The following is a 15,267-nucleotide window of genomic DNA, read 5'->3' as shown; positions in this document are numbered from 1 at the left end:
CCTTTTTCCTCAACCCCCTTGACAATTGGCATACAGGCTTAAGTTGTCACCGATGCAGTCTGTAAGGGTTTACAAGTTTATATCAAGGAAGGCAAGCAAATGGCGCAGGGTGCGTTTTATCAAGAAGATGAACTGTTTTTAGAAGCAGTAAAGCTCTGGGATTTAGACAATTTATATATAGATATAGGCGAACAAAAACAGAGGGAAACCCAGAATAAAACCACACTTACACCAGTAGAAAAAGTGTGCTTGAGAGGATTGCTTTCTGGCTACTCCCCAAAAAAAATAGCTGAGACTCTCCATCGGAGCTCTAACTCAATCGCTGTTGCCTTGACTAGGGGATTGTATCGATATGTCGAAGCACTAACTAATCGAGAATTCAATAGCCTCACTAACTGGAAAGACGTCCCTAAGTGGCTAGAATTTTCAGGATACAAAATGCCTCAGCAGTACCATGATTGGGGGGAAGCACCAGAAATTTCTGCTTTCTATGGACGCACTAATGAACTCAATCAACTCCAACAATGGATTAGTAAAAACCAATACTCACTAGTAGCCATTTTGGGTATAGGAGGGATTGGTAAAACCACTCTGGCTGTCAAACTGGCAAACAACCTTAAGGGAGAATTTGAATATATCATTTGGCGTAATCTTCGCCATGCTCCACCCCTTAAGCAACTGCTAGTAGAGCTGATTCTATTCCTATCTCACCACCAATCATTCAACTTACCAGAAGATATCAACGCTCTTATTTCTACCTTGATAAAATATTTACAAGAGCATCGGTGTCTGATCGTACTGGATGACGCAGAGCAGATTCTAAATCCTGGCGCTATAGCTGGATACTATCAAGCCAACTATGAGGATTATGGTCAGCTATTGAGACGAGTAGCACAGGAAAAACACCAAAGTGCTTTGCTGCTGATCAGTTGGGAAAAATTTCTACAACTAGAGTTACTGCAGCAAAAAAATAACACTACTGCTTCCTTAACTCTCAAGGGTTTACCTACAGAAGAAGCTGAAAAAATCTTAGTAGATAACGGTTTGTTTGGAAATACGGAAGAATGGGAAACCTTGATTACCCGTTATCGAGGCAATCCCTTAGCCTTAAATTTAGTAGCGACAACAATTGAAAAATACTTTAATGGCAGTGTCTCGAAATTTTTAAGCTTGAATGAGGTATTTGTTCCCGAACCAATGAGGTTAATTATAATTGCACAGTTAAATCGCTTAGATAAGTCAGAAATAGAAGTGATCAAGTATCTAGGTACAAGCACTACACCCGTTTCCCGGGAACAATTGCGCCAGGATATGACCATTAGCTCAGATTCAAAACTAATCAATGTTTTACAATCCCTCCAGAGGCGCTCACTGATTGAGACATTCACCGACATTAGTCAAACTTTTTTCACCCTATCCCCTGTAGTTAGTTCCGTGATTCTTAGTATTAAGTAGTCGGACAAAATTAGGTTTAACTGTCAAGATAGGGAACAGGGAACAGGGAACAGGGAACAGGGAACAGTATTAACTTTTGGTGGGTTTATAAAAGTTAATACTGTTCCGTTTATTTATTTCCAGGTACTTACTTGAAAGGGCAAAAGGCAACAGGAGAGAGGGAAGAGTGTGGAAAGTCTGGGAAGTGTGGGGAGGGTGGGGAGAGAAGAAGGTATATTTACCCTATTCCCTATTCCCTATTGCCTATTCCCTATTCCCTGGTCGCAGCGCTATAACAATTGACCTGAAATTTACTTACAAACTAAGTCATTAATAGCAGAGGATTTCTGCAATGGCGAAATTCCAGCCAAATCCAAAATCTGGGGAATCAAGTCTTCTCGCCGCACTGCCATCATGTGAACACCCTGGCACAGTTGCTGTGCGAGCTTAACTTGCTCAGCAGCAATTTTTATCCCTTCTTGTAACTGATTATCTGCTGCTGCTAGCCGATCAATAATCTCGTCAGGGATATTAACCCCTGGAACTTTTTTATTAATAAACTTAGCATTTTTAGCGGATTTGATCAAAAATATCCCTGCTAAAATTGGCTTATCAGTACCAGCCGCAATCTGATCCATAAACTTCTCTAGGCGATCAAAATCACAAATGAGCTGGCTTTGGAAAAACTGTGCTCCCGCCTCCAGTTTCCGTTCAAACCGACTCTGTAAGCCTGACCAACTTTTGAGCTGGGGGTCTACTGCTGCACCAGTAAATAAATCAGTTGCTTGATCAGTAAGGGGCTTATCATTGAAATCAACCCCTTGATTTAGCTTAGTAATTAGTTGCAATAGGCGTACTGATTCCAAATCAAATACACTTTTAGCATCAGGATGATCACCTGCTTTGACTGGATCACCAGTTAGGGCGAGAATATTACCGATACCTAAAGCGTTAATACCCATCAAGTCAGCTTGCAAGGCGATGCGGTTGCGATCGCGACAAGCCACCTGACAAATTGGTTCAATTCCCTGCTGGCGTAAAATCACCGAGGCTGCCCAAGACGACATCCGCATGACTGCCCTAGAGCCATCAGTGATATTGATAGCATGGACTCTATCTTTGAGGGTTTGAGCCATTTTGACCATGTGAGCTGGGTTACCCCCCTTGGGGGGTGCCACTTCTGCAGTAATCAAAAATTCACCGGACTCAACGGCAGTGCGAAACGAATTCTTAGTGGGGTTAGTCATTGGTTATAGTATTTACTTATCTCCAGGAATTAGGTTACAGCAATGAACCCTAATGCAGTTTTCACCCTGGACAAGGTCTGGTTTGCGATCGCTTCCGCTTTTTGTCGCCCCTCTCGCAACACGCCCTCAAGATAGCCCTGCTCTGACCTAACATCGTGATACTTCTGTTGAATCGGCTTGAGTGCTTCAATTGTTACTTCTGTCAGTAAGGGCTTGAATTTACCCCAACCCATATCCCGACATTCTGTAGCCACCTCTTCCTTCGTTTTCCCAGAAAGCAGGGTATACAACGTTAGTAGATTATCACATTCCGGGCGTTCTGGGTCATCAAACCATAAGCCTCTAGTTGGGTCAGTTTTACAGCGCTTGATTTTCTTTTGGATCTCCTCAGGAGAGTCAAGCACGTTAATCCTGCTCAACTCGGATGGATCAGACTTAGACATTTTGCGCCTGCCATCAGTGAGACTCATGACACGAGCACCCGTTTGCCGGATCATAGGCTCTGGCAACTTTAGCACAAGTTTCTCCTGACTGCCAAACTTGTCATTAACTCGGATAGCGATATTACGAGTCAGTTCGATGTGTTGCTTTTGGTCCTCTCCCACTGGAACTTTATCGGCATCATAAAGTAGAATATCTGCTGCCATCAATACCGGGTAGTCCAGTAAGCCAGTACTGACATTTTCCCCTTGTTTAACCGCTTTTTCCTTGAACTGGATCATTCGCTCTAGCCAGTTGAGAGGGGTAATGCAGTTGAGCAGCCAAGCTAGTTCACTGTGGGCAGGGATATGGGATTGTACGAAGATGGTAGAGTATTCTAAATCAATCCCGCAGGCTAAGTAGAGGGCAGCAATGCTTAAGGTATCTTCTGCTAGAGTGGCTGGGTTATGGGGTACAGTAATAGCATGTAAATCAACTACACAAAATAGATTATCGTACTGACTTTGACCTTCGACCCAGTTGCGGATAGCTCCAAGATAGTTACCCAGGTGAAGATTGCCAGTTGGTTGAACTCCAGATAGAACGCGCTGTTTACCCATGTATGATCGAGTGATTGCTTAAATCGGTTTGCCGAAACGGTATCAGTGTAATTCCATTTTCCCACTGGTTAGGCTAAATTTGGATTATTTTCGCCATTGCTAGGTCGTGAACCTAGGCATCAGTTAAAATTTTTTGCCATTTATTGCAGCTTGGATGAGAAGATAGTGGTGTAAAGATTCTTAATATTTTCTTAATCGGACTTATAGCATGGCAGAAATTCAGTTCTCTAGAGGCATCAAAGAAGAAGTTGTGCCCGACGTACGTATAACTCGCTCTAAAACTGGTCAGACTGGCACTGCAACCTTCTATTTTCAAAAGCCTCAAGCTATCGATAAAGACTTTAAGGAAGATATCACCGGAATGTACATGGTTGACGAAGAAGGTGAGATTTCTACCAGTAACGTTAATGGCAAATTTGTTAATGGTGAACCAATGGGTATAGAAGCAACTTACGTGATTAAATCTCCAGAGCAGTGGGATCGTTTCATTCGTTTTATGGAACGGTATAGTGAGGAAAATGACTTAGGACTGACTAAATCCAAACAGGATTAAGCTAAGTCTTGAGTGCTGGGTACTAATGTCTCCTTTACAGGATCTGGTTTACACCCAACCGTCAACGGTCAACCGTGAAAAACGCTTAGTACTCAGCACTATACCCAAGTCAGATGTCGCTGATTTCCTTAGTAATCACATTAATCGGAGGAGAGCAATACACGCAAAGCTCATTAGCAATCGCTACTGCTTCTTCAGGGGTTTTATCTAAGTACATTGCGGTCAGAGCATAATCTTGTCCAGCACCAATGGCACCAAATTCATTAATTTTATCCACAAGATAGCCATCACTTATACAAAAAATATCCCTTTCTACTGCTAACAAATATTCATTCCTGCGACCAAAGGTATCGTCTTTATCCTTTGCCCAACTATAAAATTCCACAATAAAATCGAGAACAGCCTCAACGGTAGGAGCGGCTGGAGAATGGTTTCTGGCAAATATTTGCATGAAACTCAGTTCCATGGTATACCCCACGCCGCCAATAATCATGTTATTGATTTCAAATAGCTTGCCCCATTCATCCCCAGTTACCCGGTGAGTTTGCTTGAGGTATCCTGACAGCCGAATGCTGTCGGAGGCAAAAACTAGTTTATCAGGGTATTTTCTGGCAGCCACAACGCTCATAAATTGCTCCTAATAGTTTTAGTGGATGATTACGATCAAACAGGCACTGATATAGCAGTCATTAACAACCCAGTTTAGACCTTATCCATGGGAACTAGTTGCTGTAGTAACGCCCAAAGCCGAGCTGATCTGGTCGGTTTGATGCACTGCCCACCTTCTTTAGACTGACTTCTGACTTCTGACTTCTGACTTCTGACTTGCGCGTAGCACTATACAACATATCCTTGCCAAAAATTTCACCCTCAAGGGTACTGTTATCAATCAGTTGCTTAGCTCATAGTGGATATATAAACCACAAAAACAGGTATAAAAGCAGCTTAATTATGTTAAGACGCCATGGATTTGGTCCTCGCAAGGGTGAACATCAACCCCCCAGTGAATTTGCCCCCACAGGTAAGTTTGGCAGAATGTTTCCTAATCTACCTGCTTTCACCCCTTCAGAAGAGGGTTTGACTCAGCTGGGGAACGCCATGAATGATACTGACCCTAATAATCCAAAGGGCGATAATATCAATGTACCTGCTGGTTACACTTATTTGGGTCAATTCATCGATCATGACATTACCTTCGATACCACTGCTCTCGGAGATATGATGGTTGACCCCTTGGCGGTGAAAAATTTTCGCACGCCAAAGCTGGATCTTGATAGTCTGTATGGTTCTGGTCCTGATGTTCAACCCTATCTCTATCAAATCGATGACTCAGATCTGTTTTTAATTGGCAAAACTAACCAACAACCTGGTGGTGGCGATTCGTCTATTCCCACAGAATTGCCCAACGATTTGCCTCGTTCTCCTAGTACTCTGGCCATCATTGGTGACCCCCGTAATGATGAAAATTTAATTGTTGCCCAGACCCACCTAGCTTTCCTGAAGTTTCACAACAAGATAGTTGAGGGCATCCGTGATGGCAGCATTCAAGCAGACTCTATCATGGGCAAGTCTACCTTTGAGGCAGCCCGAGAATTGGTAGTTTGGCACTATCAGTGGATTGTACTGTTCGATTTCTTGTCTCGCGTCATTGACCAGAAGCAGCTAATAGAAGTACTTGAAGGCGGTCGGCGCTTCTTCAAGTTTGGTCAGGATCCGTTCATGCCTGTGGAATTCTCTGTAGCAGCTTATCGTCTCGGACACAGCATGATCCGTGCGGATTATGACTACAACCGAGTGTTTACTTCTCGTCCTGGTGGGGTAACTCCTGCAACCTTACAACTGCTGTTTTTATTCACTGCTCAATCGGGTCAAATCGTTCCTATTCCCAGTGATTGGATAATTGACTGGCGTCGCTTCTTCCCGATCGATCCTAATGTACCGGTTAACTTGAGCCGCCAACTTGATCCATTTCTAGTTGACCCCCTCAAGAATTTGCCTAATGTTCCACCACCTAATTCCCTAGCGGTGAGAAATCTGTTGCGTGGTCGTAACCTTGGGTTGCCCGCTGGTCAAGATGTGGCTCGCTGCATGGGATTCTGGCCCTTGAGTAAGGAAGATATTTCCACAGGCCAAGATGGCAATGTTGCCGCCCAGTTTGGTTTTGATGTTAAGTCCCCCTTGTGGTACTATATCCTCAAAGAAGCTCAAATCCAAGGTAACGGAGTGCGTTTGGGCGATGTAGGAAGCCGTATTTTGGCTGAAGTTTTTGTTGGTCTTATCGAAGGCGATCGCAACTCATTTTTATCCCGTTGCTCCCAGTGGACGCCGATACTTCCTTCTGAAAAACCAGGAACATTTACTATGACAGACTTGTTGAGGTTTGTCGGAGATGCTAACCCAATTGGTGATTAATACTCTTATAGCGGTTTGGGATTTTGTGAAGTACATAGTTCTGGGTATTTAGGGAACAGGGAACAGGGAACAGGGAACAGGGAACAGAGAACAGCGATGCAGAGGTGCGACCCGTGATGGCGAGCAATCCCTTGACCGTAGGTCACGCGGGGCGCGTTCGCCATCACGTAAAGCGTACCTAAGCATTTTCACCCTCCTGACCCTCTTTCTCCTTTTAACCATCTTCCCCATCTTTCCGCTTTTACACTGTTTCACAACTCAAATCGGATTGCTATAGCATGAATTAAAGCCGAGGAACACTCAACAACAAAAGTCGCCTACCACTATGGCAAAAGCAATAGGCGACTAACTCCTCTCTATGGATTAGATAATTACATCAATTAGGTAACATTGGCAACAACAGAGTGGTACTTGACCAGATCAGCGATCAGCTGTTTGGCTCTTTGACAGTAGCTTGAACATCCACGCTCTGAACACCTTCAACCTGGATTGCCAAAGGTGCAATCTGACTCAATTGATCATCAGACGAAACTTTTCCTGAGATAGTCACAATTCCCTCTGCCGCTTCAACTTCTAACTGGCTATTGGGGAGATTGGTTGCCAAATTATTAAGTACTAAACTGGCTAGTTGGTCATCTTCATCAAGGTTTTTTAAATTACCCAAGGCTTGATTTGGCTCTTGAGTAGTTCCAAAATTTACCTCGATTTCCTTTCGGGTTTCTTGAACCATGGCATCCCCTTGGTTTCCTTCAGACCGTAAGGTTACTAGTTCTTCATCTTTTTGATCTATAGAGTAGGAGGCTTCATCACTTGTTTTAGCTTCATCGCAAGCAGCAGCACCAAACAGAATCACTCCACCTAGCAAAATTGGCATCAACTTATTCATCTTTAGTTTCTCCTTGTTCTCTACTTTTATTTACTCCAATCGAGTCCGGTTGATTACTTCTTATTCAGGCAAATTTTGACGTATTAAGTGTTAAATATAAAGTGAACACTTACACTATTTAAACGATTTACTTTCCGAATAAACCTGAATAATAAGTAGTCAAACGGACGGGATATAATTACCAAAAACACCAAACTTATTCAGCAGGTGCGGAAAGCGCACCTATGAATTTTTTAAATCTGAATTTTACCTGACTCCTGTTGGTGCTGGTTCCGATTGAGCATGAGCTCTTGAGGGCAGAATTACATGGTCAACAACATGAATTATGCCGTTACTGGCTTCAATATCTGTTTGAGTCACCTGGGCATTGTTGACAGTAACCTTACCTTCTTCACCAACTTGTACTGTTACCGACTTTCCAGCCATAGTGATAATTTCTCCCGACTGGATTTGACTGCTATCAACTGCACCAGTTACAACATGATACTTTAGCAGCTTTACCAGTACCTCTTTGTTTTCTGGTAGTAGTAGACTGTCTAAGGTATTTGGTGGCAGTGCAGCAAAAGCATCATCGGTGGGAGCAAAAACAGTGTAGGGTCCTTCACCTGCCAAGGTTTCCGTTAAGCCCGCTGCCTCAATTGCTTTGACAAGGGTTTGGAATTGATCATTGCTCGCAGCTTGCTCTACTAGGTTACTGGTGGTAGATTCAGCGTCAGTGGTAGCTGGCATTTCTACCTCTTCAGCCTGTTGAAGGGGTTTGCTCAAGGAATCGGGGGCGCTTTCTACCATAGACTCAGTTGCACCATTGACAGCATCTTTAACTGAGTTTTCTGTTTTTTCTTGCGCTATTGCCGGGAAACTGATCAGAGCACTTAATCCCAGAATACCTGTTAGCAACTTAATGGGAGTTTTCATTTAGATAATCTCTCCTGAATGCTAGGTATAGTTGACGCTTTCCAACTAAACGGCTTCATAGTTTGAGATTATTACCCAAAAGTAAAAAAGTCGGTAAGGAAGTTAGAAATTAGGGAGTAGGGAGTAGGGAGTAGGGAGTAGGGAATATGGCATCAAAAATTATCACAATTCATTCCTACACGGATCCCTATATAGCATTTATCGTAGCTATGAGGTACACATTATTTTTTACCTCTTACCTCTTCCCCTCCTGGGAGGGGTTAGGGGTGGGTTCCTCTTACCTGCTCCCTGCTCCCTGCTCCCCGCTCCCTAAAAACCAGAAATTTGTACCTCACAAGTCGTAGAATTGCTATATGATTTCAAAAGAAAATCCCAACCTAGAAGCTATTTTCCTAAACCAGCGGTAAACGTATCTCAAAGCAGCTACCAACCCCAACCTGAGACGTAAGGGTGATTTTTCCCCCATGACTGTGAGTGATTGCTTGAGCGATCGCAAGTCCCAACCCGGTACCCCTCTCTCGGCGAGAACGAGCTTTATCGGCACGCCAGAAGCGATCAAATACAAACGGCTGATGTTCAGGGGCAATACCAATGCCAGTATCCTCAATCATGACCAGGGCACAGCGATTCTGTTTGGCAACAGTAAGAACCACTTTTCCTTTAGGGGGTGTGTATTGCAGGGCATTCTCTAGCAAGTTGGAAAATAAACGGGTCAGTTGCCCTTCATCCCCAATTACAGAGACTGTTGTCAGGCACTTATATTCCAAAGAAATCTGCTTATCTTGAGCAAATGATTCTAACAATTCCACCACATTCTGCAAAACTGTATTGAGGGAAATTGGGACTGACTTTCGAGTCGGGATTGACAAGGCTGCATCAGTACGAGCTAAAAATAGTAAGTCTTCTGCTAAGTGGCTCATCTGATCTGTAGCGCTAGCAATAGCCACTAACTTCTTAGCATCCTTGGGATGAATTCGCTCAGGATGATTTCGCATCACATCCACAGAGGCTTTAATTGCTGTCAGAGGACTGCGCAATTCATGGGAGGCATCAGCAGTAAACTGTTTAAGCTGCTTAAAACTTTGCTCAATCGGCTCAAGAGCTTTCTGGGTCAGCCAAAGTCCACCGATACCAACAAACCCTAGAGCGATCATTCCTCCCATTCCTAATCCCCAAAATAGTTGGCTTTGGACAATTTCTACATCTTCTGTGGATTGACTGGCTCGAATATAGCCCTCTAGGGATGGCTGGCTTGGTTTCGAGGTGTCTTTAAAGACAGAAATTGTAAAAGTCCTAATTGGCTCTGATGTCTCGGGGAGTTGTAGAGTCCACGAACCCAGTTTTGGTGGGAAAGTCAATACAATCACACCTCGCCTTGCCAATAGTTGACCGTTAGCATCAAACCATTCTAGGCTTTGTTGGTCTCGGTTAAATATATCTCGCCAGGGGACTTCATCAACTTGTTCAATGTATTGACTCCCTTTCACTTCTACTTCTGTAAATGATGGGGCGGCGGATTGGGCTAAAGTCCGTAGTTTTTTGTCAAGTTGCTGGTACAGACTCTGTGTTAAAAACACATACACACCCGCACCAAATACACTTAAAATTGCCGCCATTACCATTAGGTAATACAACAGAAGACGCCAGCGCAAACCTTTAAACATCTGGTAATTAGTAATTAGTAATTAGTAATTAGTAATTAGGTAAGCATTCAGCCGTCAGCTGTCAGCTGACGGCTGACGTAATTAGTAATTGGTAATCGTTAACTGACCCAACTATACTTGATATCATTCGTTGCTTCACGAACGCCGTCAACTTACCCTACGGGAACGCCAAAGGCGAACAACCTGCCAACTTTCAACCTACCAACCTTAAACCTGCAACCTACCCTACGGGAACGCCAAAGGGAACCTTGGCCAAAAGGCCACGCGCTTCGCAGCAAAGCGGGACTTCGTCCATCGCGTTCAACCTGCCAACTTTCAACGGTAACAACTGAATAGTGGAATTATATCAAGTTCGGATAATTAGTTATAATCAAGCTTCCCTTCCTCTGAAAAAACATTGCATTGCCACTCGCTATGCCAAAAACCGTCACTGTTGAATCCCATTTGAGTTCGGAGGAACTCTACTCTCGTTACCGGGCGAGCACCTCGGAGGTGGAACGGGTGTCACTATCAAATCATCTGGTTACTTGCCGATGGGAAAACTCCAGCAACGGAAGCTCGAAGTTACTGGTTATAGCCGAATTTGGATAAACCCAACTTCTGCGACGTTATAACCAGCACGGACCAAATGCTTTGGGCGATCGACGACACTCAAATCCGGGTTCGCCAACTCAACTCAATGATCTACAACTTGCACAACTGTGGCAAGTCCTAACCGGACCGGCTCCTGATGGGGCGTTGCTGATTTTGGGTATGGTTTCGCCCCCCTAGCCCCCCAATTATGGGGGTAACAAAACTATCAAAGTCCCCCAAATTTGGGGGATTTAGGGGGCTTTAACAAAACCAGGTGATCGCGCATTCATTCCTTAATTCAGCAACGCCCCTGATGGAGGGTTATGGAACGGTCGTTTGGTAGCGGATTGGTTAAGTGAATTGACAGGAGTTCGGATTAGCCGTTATCGAGGATGGGAATATCTTCGGGACATGGGTTATCGCGCTATAGTCCAATGACCCCAACATCAGGAAACTTCCGAACTCCCGCCAACAGCAGTGGAAAAAAAATGACCTTTAGAGCTGGCATATCTTCAAGCCAAATACCCGATCGCAGACATTGAGGTGTGGGGAATGGACGAACATCGTTTGGGGCTACTGCCAGTGATGCGTCGAGTCTGGACAGTTGAGGGGGAACAACCAATTGCCCAGGTCAAACATCAATAGAGCGTGGTTGCGGTGCGACCCCGGTCAGGTTTCCCGACAAGGGTGAATGCGCACCAAGAGAGTGGGTCTATGCTTTTGTTCACCCGGAGTCGGGAGAAACCTATTGGTGGCTTTTGCCATTTGTGAATACACAATTGTTCAACCCTTGTATTAGCAGATTTTGCCCGAGAATTTCAATGGGGTTTGAATAAACGAGTGCTACTAGTGGTAGACCAAGCGGGATGGCACATCGCATTAGATGTGGTGTTACCTGTTGGGATTCATCGGTTTGAGCTACCGTTACATTCGACTCAGTTGCAACCTGCGGAAAGGTTGTGGCCGCTGGAAACGCGAGATTGTGGCCAATCATTCCCCCAAAAATATCAACGAGGAACGAGGATTTATTGGTCTATCGTTGTCAGCAATTGCTGGGTCAGCAAGACGCTTATTGGGGGGCTGACTTGCTTTGACTGGTGGCCGAGGACCCGCCAAACCTAATTATAAGTAATCATCCGAACTTGATATTACGCATTTACAAATAGGTCATGAACAATCTTGCTGATTTCTCATAACATCAAAAACTCTTCGGAGCTCTTTCCTGCTGTTCCCTGTTCCCTGTTCCCTTTTCCCTTTTCCTATTAATGCTATGTTTACATCTCAAATAAAAACGCTATACTTAAACACATTGTCTTGATGCAAAGCGCGAGTGGGGAGGGGCTACATCAAGACCAGACTTTGGCAAGAGGTCTAGTGATCCATCCTTCATCCTTAATAATTCTTAGTGATTTTGAATAATTCCTAGTGATTTTTAATAATTCATCCTTATTCAGTCACAATTCATACTTACTTTATAATACACCATTCACAATTCATACTTACTTTATAATACACCATTCACAATTCATACTTCTTGAAGAATTTAGCCTTCAGAATTGATAATTCTTAAAGAATTTAGCCGCCCTAGGACTTGATTTTATCCAGTCAATGAATTACTATTATTTCTAGAGAACGAAAAAAATAAATGGGTGGCAACTTTAATTGTGCCCCCATCGGGAAGATAGCTGTTTTTGCGTTATTCAGGGTGCCCTTACTTCCAAAGTTTGTGGTTGCCAAGTTAAACACGGTGCTTAACACTCCCTAGGGTCTTGGATTATCCCAAAACTCGATCATAGGTATGGGTAACTCCAACTAGGAGCCTATAGAGTTAATCACTAAAAAAGAATCTCCAGGATTCTAGTGGGTCGAGTGTGGAAATTTTCGTTCCAAACTTAACCAATTCGTCAGGAGATTTGTCTCAATGGCACTTATAACAATTAATGATGTTCAGGAATCAGAGAGCTTTTTGACTGAGCTCAACCATACAGATGTGGCGATGGATCAAATCAACGGAGGTGATTGTAAACCGAAAGGATGGAACCCATGTGACTGGGTCTGGAATGAATGTTTGGGTTGGGTCCTTAAATCCAATCCCAAAAAAGACCCCTGTTGTTAAGCACCATTACAAAATTAATTACCTACTCCCAATCTCTGTAACCCTTACAATGTAAGGCTTTGAGCTTTTGAAAATGTGTAATTAATTTTGTGCACCTGCTTATTAAAGTATTAATTTACATCGTCTGGTTTTGGTAATGCCACCATTATCCCCCAACTTTGCGGTGCGACCCGTGGCGAATTTAATTACGGGTCAAGCGCACCGGGGGGGACTTTAACTTACTTTTCTCCCCCAGGATTGGGGGTCAGGGGGCGGAATCATAGCCAGAATCAGTAACGCCTGATACCGAGTTGCGTTCAAACACAGAAGGTAGTGCGAGCATCTTGCTCGCGCGGGCTTTTCTGCTCGTACTACAATTAAAATTATGTCTATGAACGCAACTTGGTATTACTACAGACTATCAGTGCAATACCATCATTCAACTCCCGTTATAGTCGTGTTAAGCAGCGTCGGGCTTTGCCTAGGCTGTGTATTTTGAGCATTTTTTGGTTCTAATTGTTCATCCCGGGATCGCGAGCAACGCTCTGAGGCTATAATCCATATATCGCAATGGATCCACGGTCTCGTTACCTTACACAAAAAGTGCATAAACTTTTTCCTCGGGCCCTAGGACAAAGTGAACAGCCTAGGCACTGCCCACCAACGAAAAAATTAGCTAGCGATCGCATTAATAACACTGCCCACCCTACGATTATCAATTTTGTACTGAACGATAAGAGAAACTAGCTTGTTTTAGCATTGATTTGAGTTCTCTAATTTTCTTGGCCATTTAATCATTTTGGAAAAGTTATAGCGGTTTATATTCTAATGAGGTACAAAGAATTTTCACCCTCTTGCCTCTTGCCTCTTGCCTCTTGCCTCTTGCCTCTTGCCTCTTATCTGTTCCCTGTTCCCTGTTCCCTGTTCCCTAAAAAAATTTACCTCACCTAATTTAAAACCGCTATACATCTTCATACAAAGCCTCAAGACTCGTACGAAAATCCACACTTTCTAGATGAATCTCACTTCCTGGATCATAAAATTGTAATGTCCAAATTTTCTGGGCATTACGGCGGAAGCAGTCTAGACGTTGATGGTCTTGGCTAATTAGGACATATTCGACCAATGTGTCTAATTTTTGATAGTCATAAAATTTGTTACCCCGGTCAAAGGCTTCGGTTTTGGGAGATAAAACTTCGACAATTAAACAAGCAGGGTAATCGCATCTAATTTGGTATAAATCGTACTTGACAAACTACAGGGAGTATAGGTATGATAGCCAGTCAGTGTTCAAGGTTGTCCCAGAGCGGATGTTGCGGTTAACCGTTGGATTTGCCAAGATTTGCATTCTCTAGTCAGTCATTATGGCAAAAGGCTTTGTGAAGGCTCAGCAGGAGCGTGAAGCGTTAATCTTGAAAAACAGTGTTCTGAAGCATTTTCAGCACTTGCGAGATCCCCGAGTGGAGCGAACCCAGAAACATTCCTTGGTGGCCATGATCACGATTGCCATTTTGGCGGTGCTCTCCGGTGCCGATGGGTTTGTGGCAATCGTTACCTACGGTAAAGCGTTCGCAAGTGTGGCTGGAGACGTTTTTAGAGTTGCCCAATGGGATTCCGTCACACGATACCTTTGGTCGGGTGTTTGGTCTGCTAGACCCCCAGGAGCTCGAGACGAGTTTCTTGAGTTGGGTCAGCTGTATTACTGAGAAATTAGCCCTGAAGTTGATTCATATCGATGGCAAGACCACCAAAGGCTCCTATGACCGAGCTGGTCAACTGAAGGCGTTACAGAGTGTGAGTGCCTGGAGCAGTGAACATGGGCTGGTTTTAGCGAGCGCAAAAAGTGGAGAGCAAATCCAATGAAATCACAGCAGTGCCGCTCCTGCTGCAATTGCTGAACCTCAAGGGGGCGGTCGTCACCCTTGATGCCATGGGCACCCAAATCGCCATAGCGTAGGCATTTCAAGCAGGCAGAAGGCGACTATGTCTTGGCACTCAAAGGCAACCAGGGTCAGCTCAGCCAACAAGTAGAGGCTTGGTTCGAGCAAGCACAAGCCCACAACTGGCAGGGGATTGAGTACAGCTACGATCAAACCATAGACAGTGGACATCATCCCATAGAAACTCGCCAAGTTTGGGTCGTGCCCGTGAGTCAATTACCACCACTGCCTCGGCAAGGTCAATGGGCGGGCTTAGAGACGGTTGTCATGGTCAAGAGTACCCAGAAGTTATGGAACAAAACCAGGTTTGAAGTGCGGTTTTACATTAGCAGCCTGGAAGGCGATGCCCAGCGACACAACTCGGTGATTCGCTCCCATTGGAGTATTGAGAACAGTCTGCATTGGGTGCTTGATGTCACCTTTGGCGAAGATGCTAGTCGGATTCGTCAAGGATATGCGGCACAGAACCTGGGATTGTTGCGACGTTTAAGTGTTAGTTTACTCAAGC

General features: G+C 44.2%; 14 protein-coding genes and 2 pseudogenes. 8 read left to right on the top strand and 8 right to left on the bottom strand.

Annotation, left to right across the window (positions count from 1 at the left end):
* The first annotated feature begins 99 nt into the window (after positions 1–99).
* Entirely contained in the window at positions 100–1,455 is a 1,356-nt protein-coding gene (locus BJP37_RS20075; RefSeq protein ID WP_075901402.1) for an NB-ARC domain-containing protein, read from the top strand.
* Positions 1,456–1,745: 290 nt separating this feature from the next.
* On the opposite strand, the gene BJP37_RS20070 is transcribed toward BJP37_RS20075, so the two are convergent.
* Together BJP37_RS20070 and trpS are read right to left on the bottom strand one after the other, a co-directional pair.
* The gene (locus tag BJP37_RS20070; protein WP_075901400.1) at positions 1,746–2,681 is read right to left on the bottom strand and encodes a methylenetetrahydrofolate reductase; all 936 of its coding nucleotides are present in this window, start codon (positions 2,679–2,681) and stop codon (positions 1,746–1,748) included.
* A 29-nt stretch (positions 2,682–2,710) separates the two neighbouring features.
* Entirely contained in the window at positions 2,711–3,721 is a 1,011-nt protein-coding gene (trpS, locus tag BJP37_RS20065) for a tryptophan--tRNA ligase (protein ID WP_075901398.1), read from the bottom strand.
* A 208-nt stretch (positions 3,722–3,929) separates the two neighbouring features.
* Between trpS and psb28 the strand changes: the two genes are divergently transcribed.
* Positions 3,930–4,274 carry a photosystem II reaction center protein Psb28 gene (gene psb28, locus BJP37_RS20060; protein ID WP_075901396.1) on the top strand — a complete coding sequence of 115 codons (345 nt, stop codon included), beginning with the start codon at positions 3,930–3,932 and terminating at the stop codon, positions 4,272–4,274.
* Between the two features lie 109 nt (positions 4,275–4,383).
* On the opposite strand, the gene BJP37_RS20055 is transcribed toward psb28, so the two are convergent.
* Complete coding sequence (locus tag BJP37_RS20055; protein WP_070393935.1) at positions 4,384–4,902, bottom strand: hypothetical protein; 519 nt, start codon at positions 4,900–4,902, stop codon at positions 4,384–4,386.
* 323 nt (positions 4,903–5,225) lie between these two features.
* On the opposite strand from BJP37_RS20055, the gene BJP37_RS20050 reads away from it, so the two are divergent.
* Positions 5,226–6,686, top strand: a complete 1,461-nt coding sequence (locus tag BJP37_RS20050) for a peroxidase family protein (RefSeq protein WP_081431266.1) — start codon at positions 5,226–5,228, stop codon at positions 6,684–6,686.
* A 5-nt stretch (positions 6,687–6,691) separates the two neighbouring features.
* On the opposite strand, the gene BJP37_RS39645 is transcribed toward BJP37_RS20050, so the two are convergent.
* The 4 genes from BJP37_RS39645 to BJP37_RS20035 form a co-directional block, all read right to left on the bottom strand.
* Positions 6,692–6,850: a hypothetical protein gene (locus tag BJP37_RS39645; protein WP_158069683.1), complete on the bottom strand. Its 159-nt coding sequence runs from the start codon at positions 6,848–6,850 to the stop codon at positions 6,692–6,694.
* 263 nt (positions 6,851–7,113) lie between these two features.
* Positions 7,114–7,572 (bottom strand): BON domain-containing protein, encoded by a 459-nt coding sequence (locus BJP37_RS20045; RefSeq protein ID WP_075901394.1) that lies wholly within the window; start codon positions 7,570–7,572, stop codon positions 7,114–7,116.
* A 246-nt stretch (positions 7,573–7,818) separates the two neighbouring features.
* Positions 7,819–8,487 carry a fasciclin domain-containing protein gene (locus BJP37_RS20040; RefSeq protein ID WP_075901392.1) on the bottom strand — a complete coding sequence of 223 codons (669 nt, stop codon included), beginning with the start codon at positions 8,485–8,487 and terminating at the stop codon, positions 7,819–7,821.
* 392 nt (positions 8,488–8,879) lie between these two features.
* Positions 8,880–10,151, bottom strand: coding sequence for a sensor histidine kinase (locus BJP37_RS20035; RefSeq protein WP_075901390.1), 1,272 nt, complete (start codon positions 10,149–10,151; stop codon positions 8,880–8,882).
* Between the two features lie 897 nt (positions 10,152–11,048).
* On the opposite strand from BJP37_RS20035, the pseudogene BJP37_RS44670 reads away from it, so the two are divergent.
* Together BJP37_RS44670 and BJP37_RS43730 are read left to right on the top strand one after the other, a co-directional pair.
* Positions 11,049–11,162: pseudogene (locus tag BJP37_RS44670) on the top strand (winged helix-turn-helix domain-containing protein); the annotation flags it as partial.
* Positions 11,163–13,647: 2,485 nt separating this feature from the next.
* A complete protein-coding gene (locus BJP37_RS43730; protein WP_269087034.1) occupies positions 13,648–13,770 on the top strand; it encodes a hypothetical protein in 123 nt (40 codons plus the stop codon).
* 10 nt (positions 13,771–13,780) lie between these two features.
* Here the strand turns inward: BJP37_RS43730 and BJP37_RS20015 are convergent.
* Positions 13,781–14,029: pseudogene (locus tag BJP37_RS20015) on the bottom strand (Uma2 family endonuclease); the annotation flags it as partial.
* 154 nt (positions 14,030–14,183) lie between these two features.
* Here BJP37_RS20015 and BJP37_RS45130 point away from each other — a divergent pair.
* From BJP37_RS45130 to BJP37_RS43720, 3 genes are all read left to right on the top strand, one after another.
* Positions 14,184–14,525: a transposase family protein gene (locus BJP37_RS45130; RefSeq protein ID WP_075897442.1), complete on the top strand. Its 342-nt coding sequence runs from the start codon at positions 14,184–14,186 to the stop codon at positions 14,523–14,525.
* On the top strand, positions 14,419–14,682 hold the full coding sequence (locus BJP37_RS43725; RefSeq protein WP_198954120.1) for an ISAs1 family transposase: 264 nt from the start codon (positions 14,419–14,421) through the stop codon (positions 14,680–14,682). The genes BJP37_RS45130 and BJP37_RS43725 overlap by 107 nt, the downstream gene beginning before the upstream one ends.
* Positions 14,683–14,807: 125 nt before the next feature.
* Positions 14,808–15,267, top strand: a 460-nt coding sequence (locus BJP37_RS43720; protein WP_075901386.1) for an ISAs1 family transposase, incomplete at its 3' end; no start/stop codon positions are given.

It is taken from the genome of Moorena bouillonii PNG (genome assembly GCF_001942495.1).
GTDB classification, from domain to species: domain Bacteria; phylum Cyanobacteriota; class Cyanobacteriia; order Cyanobacteriales; family Coleofasciculaceae; genus Moorena; species Moorena bouillonii.
Note: the sequence above shows the minus strand (reverse complement) of the source record. Positions and strands in the feature narration are given on the sequence as shown.